At 64.3% G+C, this 18678-nt stretch carries 19 protein-coding genes; 10 read left to right on the top strand and 9 right to left on the bottom strand.

Annotated features, from left to right (window positions below; genetic code table 11):
* Positions 1-5 precede the first annotated feature (5 nt).
* From rfaE1 to gmhB, 3 genes are read left to right on the top strand one after another with little or no spacing between them, the layout of a single operon-like run.
* Positions 6-1496, top strand: a complete 1491-nt coding sequence (rfaE1, locus tag FJ967_RS30770) for a D-glycero-beta-D-manno-heptose-7-phosphate kinase (protein WP_140736080.1) — start codon at positions 6-8, stop codon at positions 1494-1496.
* A gap of 7 nt (positions 1497-1503) precedes the next feature.
* Positions 1504-2076, top strand: a complete 573-nt coding sequence (locus tag FJ967_RS30765) for an SIS domain-containing protein (protein ID WP_140736079.1) — start codon at positions 1504-1506, stop codon at positions 2074-2076.
* Positions 2069-2722: a D-glycero-beta-D-manno-heptose 1,7-bisphosphate 7-phosphatase gene (gmhB, locus tag FJ967_RS30760; RefSeq protein WP_140736078.1), complete on the top strand. Its 654-nt coding sequence runs from the start codon at positions 2069-2071 to the stop codon at positions 2720-2722. The genes FJ967_RS30765 and gmhB overlap by 8 nt, the downstream gene beginning before the upstream one ends.
* Positions 2723-2726: 4 nt before the next feature.
* On the opposite strand, the gene FJ967_RS30755 is transcribed toward gmhB, so the two are convergent.
* Both FJ967_RS30755 and FJ967_RS30750 read right to left on the bottom strand, forming a co-directional pair.
* Entirely contained in the window at positions 2727-3521 is a 795-nt protein-coding gene (locus FJ967_RS30755) for a glycosyltransferase family 2 protein (RefSeq protein WP_140736077.1), read from the bottom strand.
* A 248-nt stretch (positions 3522-3769) separates the two neighbouring features.
* Entirely contained in the window at positions 3770-4249 is a 480-nt protein-coding gene (locus FJ967_RS30750) for an Lrp/AsnC family transcriptional regulator (RefSeq protein ID WP_140736076.1), read from the bottom strand.
* A gap of 262 nt (positions 4250-4511) precedes the next feature.
* On the opposite strand from FJ967_RS30750, the gene trxB reads away from it, so the two are divergent.
* Positions 4512-5486 (top strand): thioredoxin-disulfide reductase, encoded by a 975-nt coding sequence (gene trxB, locus FJ967_RS30745; protein WP_140736075.1) that lies wholly within the window; start codon positions 4512-4514, stop codon positions 5484-5486.
* A gap of 94 nt (positions 5487-5580) precedes the next feature.
* Complete coding sequence (locus tag FJ967_RS30740) at positions 5581-6477, top strand: LysR family transcriptional regulator (protein WP_140736074.1); 897 nt, start codon at positions 5581-5583, stop codon at positions 6475-6477.
* 36 nt (positions 6478-6513) lie between these two features.
* Here the strand turns inward: FJ967_RS30740 and FJ967_RS30735 are convergent, their stop codons facing one another.
* The 5 genes from FJ967_RS30735 to FJ967_RS34060 form a co-directional block, all read right to left on the bottom strand.
* Positions 6514-7011 carry an isoprenylcysteine carboxylmethyltransferase family protein gene (locus FJ967_RS30735; RefSeq protein ID WP_140736073.1) on the bottom strand — a complete coding sequence of 166 codons (498 nt, stop codon included), beginning with the start codon at positions 7009-7011 and terminating at the stop codon, positions 6514-6516.
* A gap of 544 nt (positions 7012-7555) precedes the next feature.
* On the bottom strand, positions 7556-7762 hold the full coding sequence (locus FJ967_RS30730; protein ID WP_140736072.1) for a hypothetical protein: 207 nt from the start codon (positions 7760-7762) through the stop codon (positions 7556-7558).
* Between the two features lie 92 nt (positions 7763-7854).
* On the bottom strand, positions 7855-9906 hold the full coding sequence (locus FJ967_RS30725; RefSeq protein WP_140736071.1) for an elongation factor G: 2052 nt from the start codon (positions 9904-9906) through the stop codon (positions 7855-7857).
* A 191-nt stretch (positions 9907-10097) separates the two neighbouring features.
* Entirely contained in the window at positions 10098-11627 is a 1530-nt protein-coding gene (locus FJ967_RS30720) for an EAL domain-containing protein (RefSeq protein ID WP_140736070.1), read from the bottom strand.
* A gap of 29 nt (positions 11628-11656) precedes the next feature.
* Entirely contained in the window at positions 11657-11785 is a 129-nt protein-coding gene (locus tag FJ967_RS34060) for a hypothetical protein (protein ID WP_281405695.1), read from the bottom strand.
* Positions 11786-11865: 80 nt separating this feature from the next.
* Here FJ967_RS34060 and FJ967_RS30715 point away from each other — a divergent pair, with 80 nt between their 5' ends.
* Positions 11866-12261 carry a cupin domain-containing protein gene (locus tag FJ967_RS30715; RefSeq protein WP_140736069.1) on the top strand — a complete coding sequence of 132 codons (396 nt, stop codon included), beginning with the start codon at positions 11866-11868 and terminating at the stop codon, positions 12259-12261.
* Positions 12262-12277: 16 nt separating this feature from the next.
* Here the strand turns inward: FJ967_RS30715 and FJ967_RS30710 are convergent, their stop codons facing one another.
* Complete coding sequence (locus FJ967_RS30710) at positions 12278-12883, bottom strand: TetR/AcrR family transcriptional regulator (RefSeq protein WP_140736068.1); 606 nt, start codon at positions 12881-12883, stop codon at positions 12278-12280.
* A gap of 173 nt (positions 12884-13056) precedes the next feature.
* Between FJ967_RS30710 and FJ967_RS30705 the strand changes: the two genes are divergently transcribed.
* The gene (locus FJ967_RS30705; RefSeq protein ID WP_181176207.1) at positions 13057-14571 is read left to right on the top strand and encodes an MFS transporter; all 1515 of its coding nucleotides are present in this window, start codon (positions 13057-13059) and stop codon (positions 14569-14571) included.
* Between the two features lie 60 nt (positions 14572-14631).
* Here FJ967_RS30705 and FJ967_RS30700 read toward each other — a convergent pair whose 3' ends face one another.
* Positions 14632-15834, bottom strand: coding sequence for a pyridoxal phosphate-dependent aminotransferase (locus FJ967_RS30700; protein ID WP_140736066.1), 1203 nt, complete (start codon positions 15832-15834; stop codon positions 14632-14634).
* Between the two features lie 214 nt (positions 15835-16048).
* Here FJ967_RS30700 and FJ967_RS30695 point away from each other — a divergent pair, with 214 nt between their 5' ends.
* The 3 genes from FJ967_RS30695 (at position 16049) to FJ967_RS30685 (ending at position 18487) form a co-directional block, all read left to right on the top strand.
* Positions 16049-16945, top strand: coding sequence for an EAL domain-containing protein (locus tag FJ967_RS30695; RefSeq protein WP_140736065.1), 897 nt, complete (start codon positions 16049-16051; stop codon positions 16943-16945).
* Positions 16942-17796, top strand: a complete 855-nt coding sequence (locus FJ967_RS30690) for an EAL domain-containing protein (protein ID WP_140736064.1) — start codon at positions 16942-16944, stop codon at positions 17794-17796. Before FJ967_RS30695 ends, FJ967_RS30690 begins: the two co-directional genes overlap by 4 nt.
* 82 nt (positions 17797-17878) lie before the next feature.
* Positions 17879-18487 carry a glutathione S-transferase family protein gene (locus tag FJ967_RS30685; protein WP_140736063.1) on the top strand — a complete coding sequence of 203 codons (609 nt, stop codon included), beginning with the start codon at positions 17879-17881 and terminating at the stop codon, positions 18485-18487.
* Positions 18488-18678: the final 191 nt, after the last annotated feature.

Genomic DNA, 18678 nt, shown 5'->3' with positions numbered 1-18678 from the left:
ATGACATGATCAAGCACAATCCGCCTTCCCCCGAACCCCTGCACCGCGCCATTGCGCGCTTCGGCGACGTCGCCGTGCTGGTGGTGGGCGACATCATCCTCGACCGCTTCGTCAACGGCGTGATCGAGCGGATCTCCCCGGAAGCGCCGATCCCGGTGCTGCACGGGCGCGGCGAGACCGCTGCCATGGGCGGCGCCGGCAATGTCGTGGCCAACATCGTGTCGCTCGGCGCGCGCGCCGTTCCGGTCTCTGTGCTCGGCACCGATGCCGCCGGCGACAGCCTGGTGCGGATGCTGAGCGAGCTTGGCGCGGAGACAGCAGGCCTTTCGCAGCAGCGCGGGCGCATGACCTCGTCGAAGAGCCGCTTCAGCGCGCTCAACCAGCAGGTGCTGCGCTTCGACGAAGAAGAGATCAAGCCGCTCGGCGAGGCGGAACGGGCGGATCTGATCCACCGTTTCCGGGGCGCGCTGGAGCAGGCGGACATCGTCATCCTGTCCGATTACGGCAAGGGCATCTTGCTGGACGGCGTCGCCGCCGAACTGATCGCCATCTGCCGCGAGGCCGGCAAGCCGGTGCTGGTCGACCCCAAGGGCCGCGACTATGCGCGCTATGCCGGTGCGACCGCCGTCACGCCCAACCGCAAGGAACTTGGCGAGGCCGTCGGCCGCGCGGTGTTCGCCGATGACGAGATCGTCGCGGCGGCGCGCGAGCTGATCTCGGCGCATGGCTTCGACTTCGTCGTGGCCACCCGCAGTGAAAAGGGCATGAGCGTGGTCGGCCCCGACGAGGCGCGCCACATCGCCACCCAGGCGCGCGAGGTGTTCGACGTCTCTGGCGCCGGCGACACGGTGATCGCGACCTTCGCGCTGGCGCTTGCCGCCGGTGCCGATCCTGTCGCGGCTGCTTCCATCGCCAACGCCGCCGGCGGCGTCGTGGTGGGCAAACGCGGCACGGCGCGGCTGAGCGTCGAAGAACTCGCCGGGGCGCTGTTCCGCTCGCATGGCCCGACCGCCCACAAGGACGCCATCCTCGATGCCGCCTCGGCGGCGCGCATGGTTGCGGCGTGGAAGGCGGAGGGCCTGAGCGTCGGCTTCACCAATGGCTGTTTCGACATCCTGCATGCCGGCCATGTCAGCCTGCTGCACGCTGCGCGCAGCCAGTGCGACCGGCTGGTGCTCGGGCTCAACAGCGATGCCTCGGTGCGGCGGCTGAAGGGGCCGGGCCGCCCGGTCAACGACCAGCATGACCGCGCCTGCGTGCTCGCCGCGCTCGCCTCCGTCGATGCCGTCGTCGTTTTCGATGAGGACACGCCGCTGGCGCTGATCGAAGCGCTGCTGCCGGACATCCTGGTCAAGGGCGCGGACTATACGGTCGAAACCGTGGTCGGCGCCGAAGTGGTGCAGAAGGCGGGCGGGCGTGTCGTGCTGGTCGATCTCGTCGCCGGCAAGAGCACCACCAACACCATCGGCAAGATGCGCGCCGGCTCCGCAAATTGAGGGTTTCATGTCTGAACTGAACGACTATCTGGTCCGCTCGGCGGCCGCCATATCAGCCACGGTCGAGCGAGACCTGACCGAGGAGATGGAACGTGCGGTGAGCGCCGTCGTATCGGCGCTTTCCCAGGGAAAGGCCTTGCTGGTCTGCGGCAATGGCGGCTCGGCCAGCGACGCCATTCATATCGCCACCGAACTGGTCGGCCGCTTCCTCAAGGAGCGCAAGGCCTACAATGTCATTGCGCTGCCGGCCAATGCCGGAATGCTGACCGCCTGGGGCAATGATTACGGCTTCGACACGGTGTTTTCGCGTCAGGTCGAGGCGCATGGCGCTGCCGGCGGGGTGCTTTTGGCGATCTCGACCAGCGGCAATTCGCCGAGCATCCTGGCCGCTGCCGAACAGGCGCGCATGATGGGCATGACGGTTGTCAGCCTGACCGGCGACACCGGCGGCAAGCTGAAGCCGCTCACCGACATCCTGCTCAACGTGCCCTCGACCTCGACGCCTATTATCCAGCAGGGCCATCTGTGCCTCTATCACTATCTGTGCGAGGTGGTGGAAGCGCGCCTGTCGAATGGCTGACAGGACGGGTACGCCGCACCCGTTGACCGAGCCGGGCCTGTGGGTGGAGCGGATCGGCGGCAGGGTTTTTCCGCCGCACCTGCCGGCGCTGTTTCTCGACCGCGACGGCACCATCAACGTCGATACCGACTATCCCAGCGATCCGGCCGAGATCGAACTCAGATCCCAGATGCTGCCGGCGATCGCCGCCGCCAACCGGAGCGGCATCCCGGTCGTCATCGTCACCAACCAGTCCGGCATTGCGCGCGGCTATTTCGGCTGGGATGCGTTTGCGGCGGTGAATGGCCGCGTGCTGGAATTGCTGGGCGAGCAGGGCGCGTCCGTCGACATGGTGCTGGCCTGCGCCTATCACGAGGCCGGCGCCGGGCCTCTTGGCGTTGCCGATCATCCCATGCGCAAACCCGGTCCCGGCATGCTGCTCGAGGCGGGCATGCGGCTTGATCTCGATCTCGGCCGTTCCGTAATGGTCGGCGACAAGCTGGCCGACATGCAGGCGGCTGAGGGTGCCGGCCTGGCACAGGGCTGGCTGGTCGACGGCGAGGCGGTGGTTCGGCCCGGCTTCGCCATCAGGCGCCTGCATGACGACCGCGATCTTGGCGGCCTCATCGCCAGCATCGAGGCGCTCGGCGGGGATCGCCTGGCCTGACGGCCTATGTCTGGTCGGTGTGCTCCGAGGCTTCGTAGAGCTTGGCCTCGGTGGCGAAGGAATAGATCATCACCGACATCGAGTAGACGAAGCCATGCCGGCCGCACAGGAAGTAGCGCTTGGCCAGGTAGAATTTGAGGAAGTTGCCGAAGGGCGACAGAACCAGCCGCACCAGGCCGGGCTTCTTGCCTTTCTCGACCAGCGTGACCGCCTTGAGGCCGGAATAGGCGTTGGCCCGGGCGAGATCCTCCTCGACCGATATTTCGCGGCGATGCAGCAGGACACCCTCGCTGATCGTGTCGGTCTCGCCCGGCACTCGAAAGGATTCGTGCACCCGCGCGGTCAGGTCCATGGTGGCGCCCTCGCGGCGGAAAAGCCGCAGCAGCCTGTTGTGCAGCACCCAGCGATGGGCGTAGCCGTAGCCCTTCAGCCAGTCGCGGCGGCGAATGTACCAGCCGCTGGCCTTGCCGTCGGGCGCCTGGGTGATGGCCACGATCGACTGCCGCAGCTGGTCGTCGACACGCTCGTCCGGGTCAATCGAAAGGCACCATGGCTGGTTGGCGTGATCGAGCGCGAATTGCCGCTGGCGGGGGAAACCCGGCCAGTCATTGTGCAGCAGCGTGATCGGATAGCCCTTGGCGATATAGCTCTTCACGCATTCGACGGTGCCGTCCGTCGAGCCGGAATCGACGATGATGATCTCGGCGCAGAAATCGATGCTTTCCAGGCACGCGCCGATCATATCGGCCTCGTTCACGCAGATGATGAGCGCCGAGACCGGACTTGCAAAACGGGTCATGGTCCCCTTCCCATGGCGGATTCTTCCCCGCAATTCACGCTGCTCGCTCCCTCTGCTCTCAAGCGGTCCAGGCGAAAACCGTTACACATTTTTCCTGGAATTGCTTGCGAAACCAGTCAAGCGCCCAGTCGAGCCGTGACGTCCGGCAGAGCCGTCCAGCCTTGTACATCAGCGTCTTTCGAATACCAACGCGGCGCCGGTGTGGCGAAGGTCGGGAATTCGCCCGGTGCGCGGGCATTCACCCGGCCTCAGGGTCGTTCGAACGACACCAGCCCCTCGTCCTTGACGCGGCGGATGGTGAGCGCGGTGCGCACCGTGTCGACATTCGGCGTCGAGGTCAGTTCCTCGATGACGAAGCTCTGGAAGGTGCCGAGGTCGCTTGCCACGCAATGCAAGAGGAAATCGGACTCACCCGACACCATCCAGGCATCGCGCACGATCGGCCAGCCGCGCGTGCGCTCGGCGAAGATGCGCAGTTCGGCGTCGGCCTGGTGATGCAGCCCGACCAGGCAAAAGGCGACCACGTCCAGCCCCAGCGCCGGGGCGTTGAGCAGCGCGCGGTAGCCGCGGATGATGCCGGCTTCCTCCAGCCGCTTGACCCGGCGCAGGCAGGGCGGGGCCGAAATGCCGACGCGGTTCGACAGCTCGACATTGGTCATGCGCCCGTCCGACTGAAGCTCGCGCAGGATCTTCCAGTCGATGGCGTCAAGATCGGCCTTGAGTGGCATGAGGGTTCTCGATGATCCGGGGCGCAAGAATCTTTCGCGATTTTGTAATTAAACGACTTTTGTGTCGAAGCCAGCCCTCGTCAACGCGATTTTCGAACGGTAACGAAAGCCCGCCACCGCGCGAATATCCGCATGGGCCGAAGCTTTCCGGGGACGACGGCCCGTTCGTCTTGCTGGCGTGATTGGCAACCCTTACATTAAGCCCAAAATTTCACGTCCTTTTCCAAGGCACACTCGTTTGCCTGCCCCGCAGAGGCTCTCAATGACCACCAAGCACGCGCCCGTTCTTATCATCGGTTCCGGCCCGGCCGGCTATACGGCGGCTGTCTATGCCGCACGCGCCATGCTGAAGCCGATGCTCGTCGCCGGCCTGCAGCAGGGCGGCCAGCTGATGATCACCACCGATGTCGAAAACTATCCCGGCTTCGCCGATCCGATCCAGGGGCCGTGGCTGATGGAGCAGATGCTCAAGCAGGCCGAACATGTCGGCACCGACATCATCAACGACATCATCACCGAGGTCGACCTCAACGTGCGGCCGTTCCGCGCCAAGGGCGATTCCGGCACGACCTACACGGCCGACGCGCTGATCATCGCCACCGGCGCGCAAGCCAAGTGGCTGGGCATTCCGACCGAGCAGGATTTCATGGGCTTCGGCGTTTCGGCCTGCGCCACCTGCGACGGGTTCTTCTATCGCGGCAAGGATGTCGCGGTGGTCGGCGGCGGCAACTCGGCGGTGGAAGAGGCGCTCTATCTGTCCAATCTTGCCAAGAGCGTCACCGTCATCCACAGGCGCTCGGACTTCCGCGCCGAGCGCATCCTGCGTGAGCGGCTGCTGAAGAAGGACAATGTCCGCGTCATCTGGGACACGATCGTCGACGAGATCACCGGGCGCCCCGGCAAGGCTCCGCTGCCGCCGTCAGTCGAAGGGCTGAAGCTCAAGCATGCCGTGACCGGAGCCGAGAGCCACCTCAAGATCGACGGCGTCTTCGTGGCCATCGGCCATGCGCCGGCGGTCGAACTGTTCGTCGGCAAGCTGAAGCAGAAGCCGAACGGCTATCTGTGGACGGCGCCGGATTCCACGCGCACCGACGTGCCTGGCGTGTTCGCCGCGGGCGACGTGACCGACGATGTCTACCGCCAGGCGGTGACAGCGGCGGGGTTGGGCTGCATGGCCGCGCTCGAAGCGGAAAAATATCTGGCCGGCATCGAGGTGCATCGCGAAGCAGCGGAATAGGGGAACTGCTGTAACACTATTAAAAAAACGGCTTAGAAAGGCCGTGTAAAAGCCTGATTTTTCATTCAGAACGCCAACAGGAACGAGGGGAATCATGGCGTTGGACTGGGACAAGCTACGCGTGTTTCACGCTGCGGCGGAAGCGGGGTCGTTTACGCATGCGGCCGAAACGCTGCATCTGTCGCAATCGGCGATCTCGCGACAGGTCAGCGCGCTCGAACACGATGTCGGCGTGCCGCTGTTCAACCGTCATGCGCGCGGCCTGGTGCTGACCGAACAGGGCGAGATGCTGTTCCGCACGGCGCATGACGTGCTGATGAAACTCGAGACCATCAAGACGCGGCTGACGGAGACCAAGGACCGGCCATCCGGCGTGCTGAGGGTAACGACGACCGTTGGACTCGGTGCCGGCTGGCTGACCGAGCGGGTGCAGGAGTTCATCGAGCTCTATCCGGAAATCAGCCTGCAGCTGATCCTCGCCAATGAGGAGCTCGACCTCACCATGCGCCAGGCCGATTGCGCCATCCGGCTGCGCCAGCCGCAGCAGCCGGACCTGATCCAGCGCCGCCTGTTCACCGTGCATTTCCATCTCTACGCAGCACCTTCCTATGTCGCCAAATACGGCAAGCCGGCTTCGGTGGCCGAGCTGAAGAGCCATCGCATCGTCACCTTCGGCGTGCCGGTGCCGTCGCATCTTTCGGAGTTGAACTGGCTGGAGACGGTCGGCGATTTCGAGGGCGGCCAGCGCGTGCCGACGCTGCAGATCAACGATATCCTGTCGATCAAGCGCGCCGTTCAAGGCGGCGCCGGCATCGCCATGCTGCCCGACTATGTGATCAGCAAGGATACCGGCCTGGTGCAACTCCTGCCCGAGACCGAGGTGCCGTCCTTCGATACCTATTTCGCCTATCCCGACGCGATGAAGAACCAGGCCAAGCTGCATGTGTTCCGCGACTTCATCATCGCCAAGGCCCGCAGTTGGTCTTATTGATCGAAGGCTGCCGCGCTTCGTCTTGTTGTGCTCACATCACCCCCGCCAGGGCGTCAGCCGGGGCAGCCAGCCGGGCACGTTGCGTCTGTAGGTTTCGTATTCAGCGGCGTAGCGGCCGGCGAGCGCCGGCTCCTCGTAGAGCTTGACGAAGGTGACCATGGCGATCGCGGCGACGACCATATAGGCGGCAAGCGTCCAGCTCGAAAACAGCAGCACCTGGCCGAGGATGATCGACAGCACGGCGACATACATCGGGTTGCGGACATGGCGGTAGATGCCGCCGACCACCAGTGTCTCGGTCGGCGCGATCGGGGCCGGCGTACCCAAGCCTTCGAGCGCGAAGCGGCCAAAGGCGTGTAGCAACGCCGCCACCGCGACCACGATCAAGGCCCAGCCCAGCGGCACCAGGCCCGGCAAGCTCGACCATGGCAGGCTCCAGCGGTCGCTCAGCAGCCAGGGAACGAGCCCGGCGACCACTCCGGGTGCCACGATGAGAAAAATGCCGCTGCCGGCAACAGCCGAAAATCTTCGCATTGGTTGTTCCTCGCCGATTGCCTGGGAATTAAACCGTGGCTGCCTCATTCCATATCATCAGTGGTTTTCGACTTTTGGGAGCAAAATCGGCTGGGATCGGGGTTTTCGAGACGATGATGGGCCGAAAGCGCCGTCAATTGTCACGATTCTGCTGGTCCTATTGGCTTCCAGGATGGGTTGGACCACAGCCTGTGCCTTTTTGCATGCGTGTGTTGCAAAATAGATGCTTGTTTCTTGGGCATGATGAGCAGATATATAGATCATCTCCTGGGCGCGTTCTCCTCCCATTAGCGCCCTCGAGTGTTCCCCTCTGGAGGTTAGCCTTAACAGGCACTTCCAATCAAACTCAGCCGGATCTTCGTTGATCCGGCTTTTTTGTTGCCCGGACCCTGGCGGGGCGGATGAAAAATTCACCAGAATTGCCGCGTAACAGTGTCATGTAACCTCTGGTAACATGACAAGGACACCCTCCGTCTGCTAAGTGGATCATAGGACGCGGTGTGGTTCGGACGGGAGATGGGGGCATCACTCGGACGGCCCGGGCTCAGGCGGCTACCGCGTCCGAACCTTTTTCCCGCCGCCGCGCGGCGACCTTCATGCGGCGGACCTGCCGTTTCTCCTCCCAAGAAAACGGTCCGCGAACAAAACGGCGTCCGGCCCCCCGGGCGTCGTTTTTTTGGTTTTTATGCATGTTGCTATCCTGAAGCCCCGGCGCACTTCTGGGCAACACGCATTGATCCTGCTGCGTCATGGACTCTGACAATCCCCAACGTTGGCGCTGCCCCTCACTGTCCTGCCAGACATCTCTCCCCGTAAACGGGGAGAGAGCCGCTGATCGCGAAATCAGGCGGCCTTGCCGTTGGCGTTCATCGCTTCGTCGGCGAGGCGGCCGGTGAGTTCGGCCATGTGGTCGAAGGCGGCGCGGTAGCTGGCAACGCCCGAAGTGGCCGAACGCAACTCGATGATCAGGTCACCGATCTCGGCTTGCGGCATGGTCGCCTCGACGACATCCCATCCCGGCCAGTCGGGCCGCGCGTCATAGCCGAGGATTTGGCCGCGCCGCTGCGGGATGAGCGCGATGATCTTCGACGTCGCGTCCGACGGCGTGACGATTTCGACCTTCATCACCGGCTCCAGAAGCACCGGCGAGCAGGCGGCCATGCCTTCCTTCATCGCGAGCTTGGCCGCCATCTGGAAGGCCATGTCGGAGGAATCGACCGCATGGTAGGAGCCGTCCGACAGGTTGACCGCGACGTCGACCACGGGAAAGCCGAGCGGCCCGGTCTTGAGATAGTCGCGTATGCCTGTCTCGACCGACTGGATGTAGGTCTTGGGCACGACGCCGCCGGTGATGGTGTCGGTGAACTGGAAGCCGGAGCCGCGCGGCAGCGGCTTGATCTCGATCACCACATCGCCGAACTGGCCGTGGCCGCCCGACTGTTTCTTGTGGCGGCCGCGCTGCTGTGCCGCCTTGCGGATCGTCTCGCGGTAGGGCACGGCGGGCGCGTGGCCTTCGACCGGGATCTGGTTCTTGCCCTCCAGCCGCTCGCGCACGACACGCAGATGCATCTCGCCGTGGCCTGAAAGCACCGTTTCGGCCGAGTCCTGGTTGTGGCGCAAGCTGAGCGAGGGGTCTTCCTCGGCCAGGCGCTGGATGGCGGCCGACATCTTGACCTCGTCCTTGCGCTCCTTGGGACGCAGCGCGAAGGCGAAGACCGGCTGCGGCGGCTCGAAGTCGAACAGTGGCTTGATGCCGCCCTTGGCCGAGCTCAACGTCTGGCCTGTCTTGACATCGTCCAGCTTGCCGAGCGCCACCGTGTCGCCGATCCTGGCTGATGTCAGCTTGACCTGGTCCTTGCCCAGCATCCGGTAGATGCCGGACACCTTGGCGGTGTCGCCGTTGGGAAGCCACAGTTCCGAGCCGTCGGCAATCTGGCCGGACAGGATGCGCGACACCGACAGCTTGCCGCCATGCGGCGTGTGGATGGTCTTCAGCACCTGGACCACCGTGGCGTTGCCGTCCGGGGCGCCGAGCCGTTTGCGGGTTGCCTCGATATCGGGCGCGTCATGGCGGATCGCCTTCAGCAGCCGCAGCACGCCATTGCCTTTCTCGGCGGTGCCGATCAGCACCGGCGTCACCGCGCCGTCACGCAGGTCCGCGGCGAGGTCGTCGAAGATGGCGTCCTTGGGCGGCTCGATCTCCTCGAGCAATTGCTCCATCAGATGGTCGTCATGGTCGGCCAGCGTCTCCAGCATGGAGAAGCGCGCTTCCAGCTCACGCGCCTTGTCGTCGCCCGGGATAGCGGCGACTTCGCTTTCGGCATATTCGCGATAGATGTAGGCGCGCTCCAGCGCCAGGTCGATCGAGCCGATGACGACGCCGTCCTTGCGCAGCGGAATCTGGCGCAGCAAGAGCGGCACCGCGCTTGCCGGCTGCAGCATCTTGAGCGTGTCGCGCACGCCGGCGATCGATTTGTCGACCTTGTTGAGGAAGAGGATGCGCGGCACGCCGAGATCGTCGAGCTTGCGCATGATGAGCTGCAAAGCCGGGATCTTCTTTTCGTCGGCCTCGGCGACGACAACGGCGAGATCGCAGGCGGCCAGCACGGGCTCGGCCTCGAAGGAGAATTCGATCGAGCCGGGACAGTCGACGAAGGTGAACTGCTCGCCCATGAATTCGGTGGTGGCGATCGATGCCTCGACGCTCATGGCGTGGGCGCGCGCCTCCGGCGAATGGTCCGAGACGGTGTTGCCTGATGAGACGGGATTTTGTCGGGGAATTGAGCCCGTGCGGGCCAATATGGCTTCGAGAAGTGTCGTCTTACCGCTTGCGAAGGGACCGACTATGGCAATGCATTTCGGTCCCGTGCGTCGTCCTCCGGCGCGAGTACCCATGACTGACCTCCACTCAGGCGTTTCCCGTGGGACCGACTGGCATGCATGGTTCAGGCGTGGTCAATCGGTCCTAGCGGCGGCCGGCCTGTTCGACCGTCGCGGGCGGGCCTGTTTTGGACCTGCCCGCGATTATCGTCCCACTTGTTTGCCGGGAGGGCAAGAAAAATAGGAAGCCGGCGCGACGGGCCGGCTCAGGCGCTGAGCGCGAGCGGCTCGACCGAGCGACCGGCAAGCAGCACAAGCTTGTCGCGCGGCGCCGGCCTGCCGAAGAAATAGCCCTGGAAACGGTTGCAGCCGGCGGCCTTGGCGAGAGCGAATTCCTCCGCCGTCTCCACACCTTCCGCCACGATGGTGACGTGCTGGATACGCGCGATCTGCGCCAGCGCCGAGACGAATATCTGCGCGACCTGGTCATGGGCGAGGGAGCGGATGTAGGAGCGATCGATCTTGATGATGTCGATGGGCAAGGTCTTCAGGTAGTTGAAGCCGCAATGACCGGTGCCGAAATCGTCCAGCGCGATGTGAAAGCCAAGGCCGCGCAACGCTTCGAGACGCCGCAGGATCTCCGATGTGGCGGCCGTCGCCACTGTCTCGGTGATCTCGATGATGAACTGCGACGCCGACCGGCCGGTTTCCTTCAGCACGCGGTCGCACATGGTGACGATCTCGTCGCGCTTGAGCTGTTCGCCGGAGACGTTGATCGAGATGCGCCGGCCGGGGAACTGGTCGATGTCGGCGCAGGCCCGCTTGAATACCCACTCGCCGAGCATGTCGATCAGCGTCGAGCGTTCGGCGATCGCAATGAACTCGGCTGGCGCGATCAATCCGCGAACCGGGTGGCGCCAGCGGATCAGCCCCTCGAGTGCATGGGTGGACCCGTCCGGGTTGACGATCGGCTGGTAATGCAGCTCGAGTTCGCCCAGATAGACCGCGGCGCGCAATTCCCGTTCGACAAGGCGCCGGTAGCGCTTGTCGGACAGCATCTCCTCGTCGAAGACGGTGACGCGGCCACGGCCCGCCGCCTTGCTTTCATAGAGCGCCAGGTCGGCAACCAGCATCAGTTCCGTCGTGTTCGAGGCATGGGCTGGCGCCAGCGCCACGCCGACCGAAATGGAGAGCGGAATGGTCTTGCCTTCATGCGATTTGCCGGCGCGCATGGCGTCCAGCAATTGCCGGACGTCCCTGTTGATGGCGGCGAGGTCGCCATGCGGAATGATGACGCCGAATTCATCGCCGCCGAGGCGTCCGACCATGGCGCCGGCAAAGATGCGCTCCGAAGTCTTGACCAGATGCGCAAGCGTGAGGTCGCCGAACTGATGGCCGAACGTGTCGTTCAGCTGCTTGAAATGGTCGAGGTCGATCAACAGCAGCGCCGCCTCGCGCCTGTCGCGCATGGTGCCCAGGCTTTCGCGCAGCGCTTCGAGGAAATAGCGTCTCGTCATGGCGCCGGTCATCGCATCCCTGGTCAGGAAATGATGTTTCTCGGCCTCGGCGGCGGCGGCCGACTGGAGACGATGGACGACGCTGGCGCGCATGTACATCAATGCCAGCAGGGCGAAGCTGGTGGCCAGGATCGAGACGGCGAAGGCAGTGCCGGCGGGCAGGTCCCGCAAGACGTCGAAGGCGCCAAGTGCCGCCGCGCCGATGCTGATCACAAGCAGCGACTGGATACCGCGATAGATCCGGCCGCTGTGGTCCTTGATCGTCGCCAGTATGCTCATCGGCCAGCCCCCGCAATAGAGGCTCACGGCTAGTGCGCAGCCGTTAAGAAGACATTGAATTCGCCGTCATTTTTCCGTGCCTCCGCCATGCGGGGAGGGTTCATGGTTAAGAGAAAAATCGGCGCCGCGTTCAGCCAGGCCGGCATGGCCAGTTGCATCGGCGCCGATCCGCGCCGAGAATGCATTTCAATTCAGAGAGCCGACATTTGCCGGCTACCTTCAGCCCCAGGGACCGACGATGAAGATCATTGCTTGCGGCAGCGTGCCGACCGCCATAGCGCCTGAAAAGTACTTCACCGGCCGGGTTCTGCAGACGCCGATCATAGAGAAGGAGGCGCCGGCCCGGCTCAGGGCCCTGCTGGTCAGTTTCGAACCGGGCGCGCGCACCCATTGGCATACGCATCCGCTCGGCCAGACGCTTTATGTCACCTCGGGCGCCGGCCTTGCCCAGACATGGGGCGGCCCGGTCGAGGCGATCAGGGCGGGCGACGTGGTCTCGTTCGCGCCAGGCGAGAAACACTGGCACGGCGCGGCGCCGGCATCGGCGATGACGCATGTCGCCATGCAGGAAGCGCTCGACGGCGTCCATGCCGACTGGCTGGAGGAGGTTTCCAGCGCGCAATACGGTGCCTGAGCGGCACGGCTTGCAGCTAAGGCCGCCGCAGCATCTTCAGGAACAGAGCGGACAGGTTTTGCGCAAGGTCATCGCCCTCTCGCAGGCCGCGCTCTATGGCGTCGTCGACCGCACCGTGCAGGCCCTGGAACAGGACGATCGCCGCAAGGTCCGCATCGTCCACCGACCACGCCCCGGCCTTTGTGCCGGCAACGAGAAGGGTGCTGAGATCGCCGAGCAAGGGATTGTCGCTCTTCATGCGCCGTTGATCGGGTCGATGATCGTGGAAGACGACGTCGTGCAACTGGTAGTCGACGAGATAGGCCTCGATACCGGCGCTGACGAAGCTCTTCAGGCGCGCGGTCCAGTCGTCGGGCGGGCAGGCTTCGATCGCGTCGCGGATGCGGGCGCGAAACCCCGTGACGAAGCGCTCGCGCAAGGCGATGACGACGTCCTCCTTGGAGGTGAAATAGAGATAGAGGGTGCCCTTGGCGACGTCGGCGCGGCTGGCGATCTCGTCGACGGTCGTGGCGCCGACCCCCTTGGCGATGAACAGCGCCGTGGCGGCGCGCAGGATATCGTCCTGGCGCACCTCGGCCGGCTTGGTGCGCGGTTTCAGCGCCTTCCTGGCAATGACTGGCATAGGGTTTGGCTCACCGTTCAAAGTCTTTTCGCGGTACTGGCTTATTGATTTCCATTACGCTGCTTCTAGCCGGTGAGACAAGCTTTTTATAATGATTCCAAAGTGACTTACCCTTATTGACTGACCGTCGGTCAGTGACGTAGATGACTGCAAGCTCAATGTCTGGATCCGTCATGCCGAACCGTCTGCCTCTCGTTGCCGCCGTCTATCTCGGCTCCTTCGTCGCCCTGCTCGACGTCAGCATCGTCAATGTCGCGCTGCCGACCATACAGCAGGCGCTGAACACCGATTTCGGCGGGCTGCAATGGGTGGTCGATGCCTATACGCTGTGCCTGTCGGCGTTCATGCTGTCGTCCGGGCTAATCGGCGACCGTTATGGCCGCAAGCGTTCCTGGCTCGCGGGCGTCGCCATCTTCGTCATCGGCTCGCTGATCTGCGCGGTGGCGCCGAATCTGGCGGTGCTGCTGGCGGGGCGGGTGGTGCAAGGCATCGCCGGCTCGCTGCTCATCCCGGGCGCGCTCTCGATCCTGACGCAGGCCTTTCCCGATCCGCGCGAACGCGCCGGCGTCATTGGCGGCTGGGCCTCCTTCGCCGCCATTTCCCTGGTGGTCGGCCCGGTGCTGGGCGGCATTCTGGTCGAGACGGTCGGCTGGCAGAGCATATTCCTGATCAACCTGCCGCTTGGCCTGGTGACCATCGTGCTCGGTGCGCTGTCGATCGGCGAGACCGCGCATCCCGAACATGCCCATCTCGATCTCGTCGGGCTGGCACTCTCGATCCTGTGGCTGGGCGCGCTGACCTTTGGCCTGATATCGGCCGGCGAGAATGGCTGGGGTGATGCAAGGACGATCGCGGCGCTGGTCGTCGGCATTGCCTTCCTCGCGGCCTTCCTCGCCTTCGAAGCGCGCACGCCGAGACCCATGCTGCCGCTCGGGCTGTTTGGCGACGTGCGCTTCGCCGTCGCCAACGTCGCCTCGTTCGCGCTCGGCTTCACCTCCTACACCAGCGTCTTCTTCTTCTCGATGTTCCTGCAGCAGGTGCAGGGCTGGTCGCCGACGCAGACCGGCCTGCGCATGGCGCCGGCCTTCCTGGTGCAGATCGTGGTGTCGCCATGGATCGGCAGGTTGAGCGCGCGCTTTGGCCATTCCGCGCTGATGACGCTGGGCTACACAGGCATCGGCCTGTCGCTGCTCGGCATGTGCTGGGCCGGCACCTCGACGCCTTACGCATGGCTCTGCCTGCTGTTCGTCATCGGCGGGCTCGGCAACTCGCTGGCGATCCCGACGGGAAGTGCCGCGGCCATGTCTTATGCGCCGCGCGAGCGCTCGGGCATGGTGTCGGCGGTCATCAATGCCACGCGCCAGAGCGGCCTTGCCATCGGCATTGCGTTGCTCGGCGCGCTGATGAGCATGCGGGCGACCAGTCTGCTGACGGGATATCTGCGCGATGCCGGTGTCGCCAATGCCGAGCAGGCCGCCCGTGCCGCGGTTTCCAGGCATGATTTCGCAACCGATGCGGCGATCGGCGAGCGTGGCGTGCATGATCTCTTCGCCGCCGCCTATGCCGGCGGCTTCCACGCCGCGATGCTGACGGCCGCGATCGGCGCTTTCCTTGCAGCCGCCTTGCTGATGGCGGTGTTGGCGCCGGCCGAGGCGCGGGTCGCGAAAGAAGCGGAACAGCAGGTCTGAGTAACAAAAAACCCGGCCGTGAGCCGGGTTTCCTGAGTTCGAAGGTCTTGTCGACTGCGATCAGGTCAACGATGCCGTGAAGCGCTGGATGCGCGTGCAGGCTTCCTCCAGCAATGCATCGGAGGTGGCGTAGGAGATGCGGAAGTTGGGGCCGAGGCCGAAGGCCGAGCCGAACACCACGGCCACGCCCTCGGCTTCGAGCAGTTCCGAGCAGAAGGCCTCGTCGGTCTCGATAACCTTGCCGGCCTTGGTCTTCTTGCCGATCAGCTGGGCGCAGGACGGATAGACATAGAAGGCGCCTTCGGGCGAGGGGCAAGAGATGCCGCGCGCCTGGTTGAGCATCGAGACGACGAGGTCGCGCCGCCCCTGGAAGATCGCCTTGTTCTTGGCGATGAAATCCTGCGGACCGTTGAGCGCCTCCACCGAAGCCCATTGCGCGATCGTACAGGCGCCCGAGGTCTGCTGGCCCTGGATCATGTCCATCGCCTTGATCAGCTGGACCGGACCGGCCGCGTAGCCGATGCGCCAGCCGGTCATGGCATAGGCCTTCGAGACGCCGTTCATGGTCAGCGTGCGCTCGTAGAGCTTGGGCTCGACCTCGGCGATGGTCTTGAAGACGAAATCGCCATAGGTCAGATGCTCGTACATGTCGTCGGTCAGCGTCCAGACATGCGGATGCTTGAGCAGCACGTCGGCCAGCGCGCGCAGTTCGGCCTCGGTGTAGGCGGCGCCCGAGGGGTTCGACGGCGAGTTCATCAACAGCCATTTGGTCTTCGGCGTGATCGCCCTCTCCAGCACGGCCGGGGTTAATTTGAAACCATTCTCGATCGAAGTGTCGGCAAACACCGAGGTGCCGCCGCAGATCGCCACCATTTCGGGATAGCTGACCCAGTAGGGGCGGGGGATGACGACCTCGTCGCCGGGGTTCAGCGTCGCCATGAAGGCGTTGAACAGGATCTGCTTGCCGCCGGTGCCGACAATGGTCTGCTCGGGCTTGTAGTCGAGATTGTTCTCGCGCTTGAATTTCTTGGCGATCGCCTCGCGCAGCGGGACGATGCCTGAAACCGGCGGATATTTGGTTTCGCCACGGCGAATGGCCTCGATCGCGGCATTCTTGATGTTGTCTGGCGTGTCGAAATCGGGTTCGCCGGCGCCGAGGCCAATGATGTCGCGGCCGGCATTTTTCAGCTCGCGGGCTTTCTGCGTCACTGCGATGGTGGCGGAAGGCTTTACGCGCGAAAGTGTGTCGGCAAGAAAGGCCATGACCTTTTGTCTCTCCAAAGGATCGGCGCGGCCAGGAGCGGCCGCGGCGCTTCTCATGTCGCATGATGCCGGCGAGTGCAAGCGTTGTCGGCTGGGCCAGGTCTGGCGACACGGTCAATGAGGCGTGATCAATAGAAAGTTCATTAACGCGCGGTAGAGGCTTGCATGGCAGGATCGTAAATCCAATTCCGCCGGTTCGCGGAGCGAGGAAGCCTTGTCGCGCAGCATTGGGCTTGCCCATATCATCCGTCATGATGACGGCACCTCGTCAGGTGTCTGGGGCATTTATACGCTGCAGAGCGCCTTCCAGCCGATCTTTGCCTTCAAGGAGGGCAAGCTCTCGATTGCCGCGTTCGAGGGGCTGATCCGGCCGTTTCGCGATGGCGAGCCGCAATCGCCGATGACCTTCTTCTCGACCTGTCCGGCGGCCGACCGCCTGCATGTCGAAGCGCTGACCAGGACACTGCATCTGCTCAATGCCGGCGCCTGCCTGCCCAGGGAGCCATCGATCTTCGTCAATTTCGACCCGTCGGTGTTCACCGAGCGCGCGATCGCCGACAGCGCCTTGCGCGACATGCGGCTGGTGCTGCACGAGGCCGGCATCGATCCGGGCCGCGTCGTATGCGAGGTGACGGAGCAGAGGTCGGCGTCGCAGGAGACCCTGCACGGTTTCGTGGCGGCGCTGAAAGGCAATGGCTTCCGGATCGCTGTCGACGATTATGGCGCCGACGATTCCGACATCAAGCGGATCAAGGAACTGAAACCCGACATCGTCAAGTTCGATGCGCACTGGATCACGCAGCTGATGGAATCGGGCCCCGGTTTCGCGCTGCTGACATCCATGGTGCGGAGCTTCGAGGACCAGGGCATCCGGACCGTATTCGAAGGCATCGAGGAAGGCTGGCAACTGGAACTGGCCGAGAGATCGGGCGCCTCGATGGTTCAGGGTTACGTGCTGGCGCGTCCCGAACTCGCGCCCACGAGCTTCCGTGTTTTCGCCAGGAGCGAACCGGAGCCCGTTGCCGCTGCGAACCATGCGCCTGCTCCCGCCACCATTGTCCCGCGCACGGGGCGGCCGGCAAAGGCTTTCGGCCGAAGGATCGCGCCATGAAGGCCGAGCGGCGGCGCAATGTCGGCGATGCGATCTTCGTCGACGAGGTCGGCATCGAATATGGCGTCCATGGCGACTTCCGCCTGCGCAGCGCCTACCAGCCGATCTATGCTCCGCGCGGCGAGAGCCTGCACCCGGTGGCCGTCGAAGGCCTGATCGAGCCGCATCGCGCCGGCCGGCCCGGGTCGCCGCAGATGTTCTTCGACGGCATCGCCGCCGGCGACCGGCTGTTCGTCGAAACCTTGTGCCGGGTGCTGCATCTCAGGAATTTCCACAATATCGGCGTCGACGGGCTCGACCTGTTCTTCAACTACAATCCGCTGGTCAACGACCATCCTGGCCGGGCGCTGGCCGAGATACGGCTGATGAGCAGGCACCTCGGCGAACTCGACCTCGCGCCCGCCATGCTGGTCTGTGAAATCACCGAGCAGGCGGCGGACGATGCGCTGCTGGCCAGGCTGGTGCGTGAAATGCGGCGTGACGGCATCCGCATCGCCATCGACGATTTCGGTACAGGCCATTCGACCGAGGAGAGGGTGAGCCTGCTCAAGCCCGACATCGTCAAGATCGATGGCGGCTGGTTCGCGGAATTCTGTCGCCACGCCGCCGCGGAGCGGTTCTTCCGCCCGCTGGTGTCCAGTCTGCACGATCGGGGCGCCAGGGTGCTGGTCGAGGGCATCGAGCAACCCATCCATCTGCGCGTCGCGCTGGAAGGCGGTGTCGACCTGCTGCAGGGCTTTCTGCTCGGGCGCCCGGCGCTGGCCGGCACGATCTTCGACGAGAGGCCGCTTGCCATCGAGGCGCTGCTGGGCTTCGACAGCAAGGTCGTCCCGTTGCATAAGCGGCGCTGATGGTCACGCCAAAACAAATCATTGGTTGAGAACGCCGCCGCTGCGATAATCGCGCCCGCACAAGCAGCGCTCGGGGACGACAATGATACTCTACAACATGATCGACAGCGGCAATTGCTACAAGCCGCGCCTGCTGATGGCCAAGCTCGGCCTGGCCTTCACCACGGTCGAGGTGAGTTCGCATAGCGGTGAGACGCGCAAGGCCGACTTCGTCGCCAAGAACCCGAACGCCATGGTGCCGCTGCTGGAACTCGACGACGGCCGGCGGCTGGCCGAATCCAACGCCATCCTGCTCTATCTCGCCGAAGGCACGCGCTTCCTGCCGGCGGACAAATATGAGCGCGGGCTCGCCTATCAGTGGCTGTTCTTCGAGCAGTACAGCCACGAGCCCTATATCGCCGTGCGCAAGGCGCTGCTGACGTTTCCCGAGCGCGCCAGGGACGCGACGCCGGAGCGGCTGGCGGTGACGCTGGAGCGCGGCAACAAGGCGCTCGGCGTGATGAACAGATATCTGGAGAGCAATGCCTTCTTCGCCGGCCGCGCCTTCAGCGTCGCCGACATAGCCCTCTATGCCTACACGCATACGGCGGAGCAGGGCGGCTTCCAGCTCGACGCCTATCCGGCGGTCGTGGCCTGGCTTGGCCGCGTCGAGGCGGATCAGGGACATGTGCCGATAGGGTGGGTGGGTTGACGGAGCGTCCTTCTCCCCGTTTACGGGGAGAAGATGGCGACAGCCAGATGAGGGGCGGCGCCAGCCTTTGTCGTAATTGGCTCTGCGATCGTTCCTCTTGAGGGGCCAGCGCTTCCCCTTGTATCTGCACGGAGGAGAGTTTGTGCGATGTAAGCGACTGAGCCTCGGACCGGATGGCCATCCGGTCCGAG

The sequence above is a fragment of the Mesorhizobium sp. B2-3-4 genome, assembly GCF_006442315.1.
GTDB lineage: Bacteria > Pseudomonadota > Alphaproteobacteria > Rhizobiales > Rhizobiaceae > Mesorhizobium.
Note: the sequence above shows the minus strand (reverse complement) of the source record. Positions and strands in the feature narration are given on the sequence as shown.

Coding starts and splice junctions, on each gene's coding strand:
- rfaE1 (WP_140736080.1), top strand. CDS start 6: ATGATCAAGCACAATCCGCCTTCCCCCGAACCCCTGCACCGCGCCATT.
- FJ967_RS30765 (WP_140736079.1), top strand. CDS start 1,504: ATGTCTGAACTGAACGACTATCTGGTCCGCTCGGCGGCCGCCATATCA.
- gmhB (WP_140736078.1), top strand. CDS start 2,069: ATGGCTGACAGGACGGGTACGCCGCACCCGTTGACCGAGCCGGGCCTG.
- FJ967_RS30755 (WP_140736077.1), bottom strand. CDS start 3,521: ATGACCCGTTTTGCAAGTCCGGTCTCGGCGCTCATCATCTGCGTGAAC.
- FJ967_RS30750 (WP_140736076.1), bottom strand. CDS start 4,249: ATGCCACTCAAGGCCGATCTTGACGCCATCGACTGGAAGATCCTGCGC.
- trxB (WP_140736075.1), top strand. CDS start 4,512: ATGACCACCAAGCACGCGCCCGTTCTTATCATCGGTTCCGGCCCGGCC.
- FJ967_RS30740 (WP_140736074.1), top strand. CDS start 5,581: ATGGCGTTGGACTGGGACAAGCTACGCGTGTTTCACGCTGCGGCGGAA.
- FJ967_RS30735 (WP_140736073.1), bottom strand. CDS start 7,011: ATGCGAAGATTTTCGGCTGTTGCCGGCAGCGGCATTTTTCTCATCGTG.
- FJ967_RS30730 (WP_140736072.1), bottom strand. CDS start 7,762: ATGACGCAGCAGGATCAATGCGTGTTGCCCAGAAGTGCGCCGGGGCTT.
- FJ967_RS30725 (WP_140736071.1), bottom strand. CDS start 9,906: ATGGGTACTCGCGCCGGAGGACGACGCACGGGACCGAAATGCATTGCC.
- FJ967_RS30720 (WP_140736070.1), bottom strand. CDS start 11,627: ATGAGCATACTGGCGACGATCAAGGACCACAGCGGCCGGATCTATCGC.
- FJ967_RS34060 (WP_281405695.1), bottom strand. CDS start 11,785: ATGCAACTGGCCATGCCGGCCTGGCTGAACGCGGCGCCGATTTTTCTC.
- FJ967_RS30715 (WP_140736069.1), top strand. CDS start 11,866: ATGAAGATCATTGCTTGCGGCAGCGTGCCGACCGCCATAGCGCCTGAA.
- FJ967_RS30710 (WP_140736068.1), bottom strand. CDS start 12,883: ATGCCAGTCATTGCCAGGAAGGCGCTGAAACCGCGCACCAAGCCGGCC.
- FJ967_RS30705 (WP_181176207.1), top strand. CDS start 13,057: ATGCCGAACCGTCTGCCTCTCGTTGCCGCCGTCTATCTCGGCTCCTTC.
- FJ967_RS30700 (WP_140736066.1), bottom strand. CDS start 15,834: ATGGCCTTTCTTGCCGACACACTTTCGCGCGTAAAGCCTTCCGCCACC.
- FJ967_RS30690 (WP_140736064.1), top strand. CDS start 16,942: ATGAAGGCCGAGCGGCGGCGCAATGTCGGCGATGCGATCTTCGTCGAC.
- FJ967_RS30685 (WP_140736063.1), top strand. CDS start 17,879: ATGATACTCTACAACATGATCGACAGCGGCAATTGCTACAAGCCGCGC.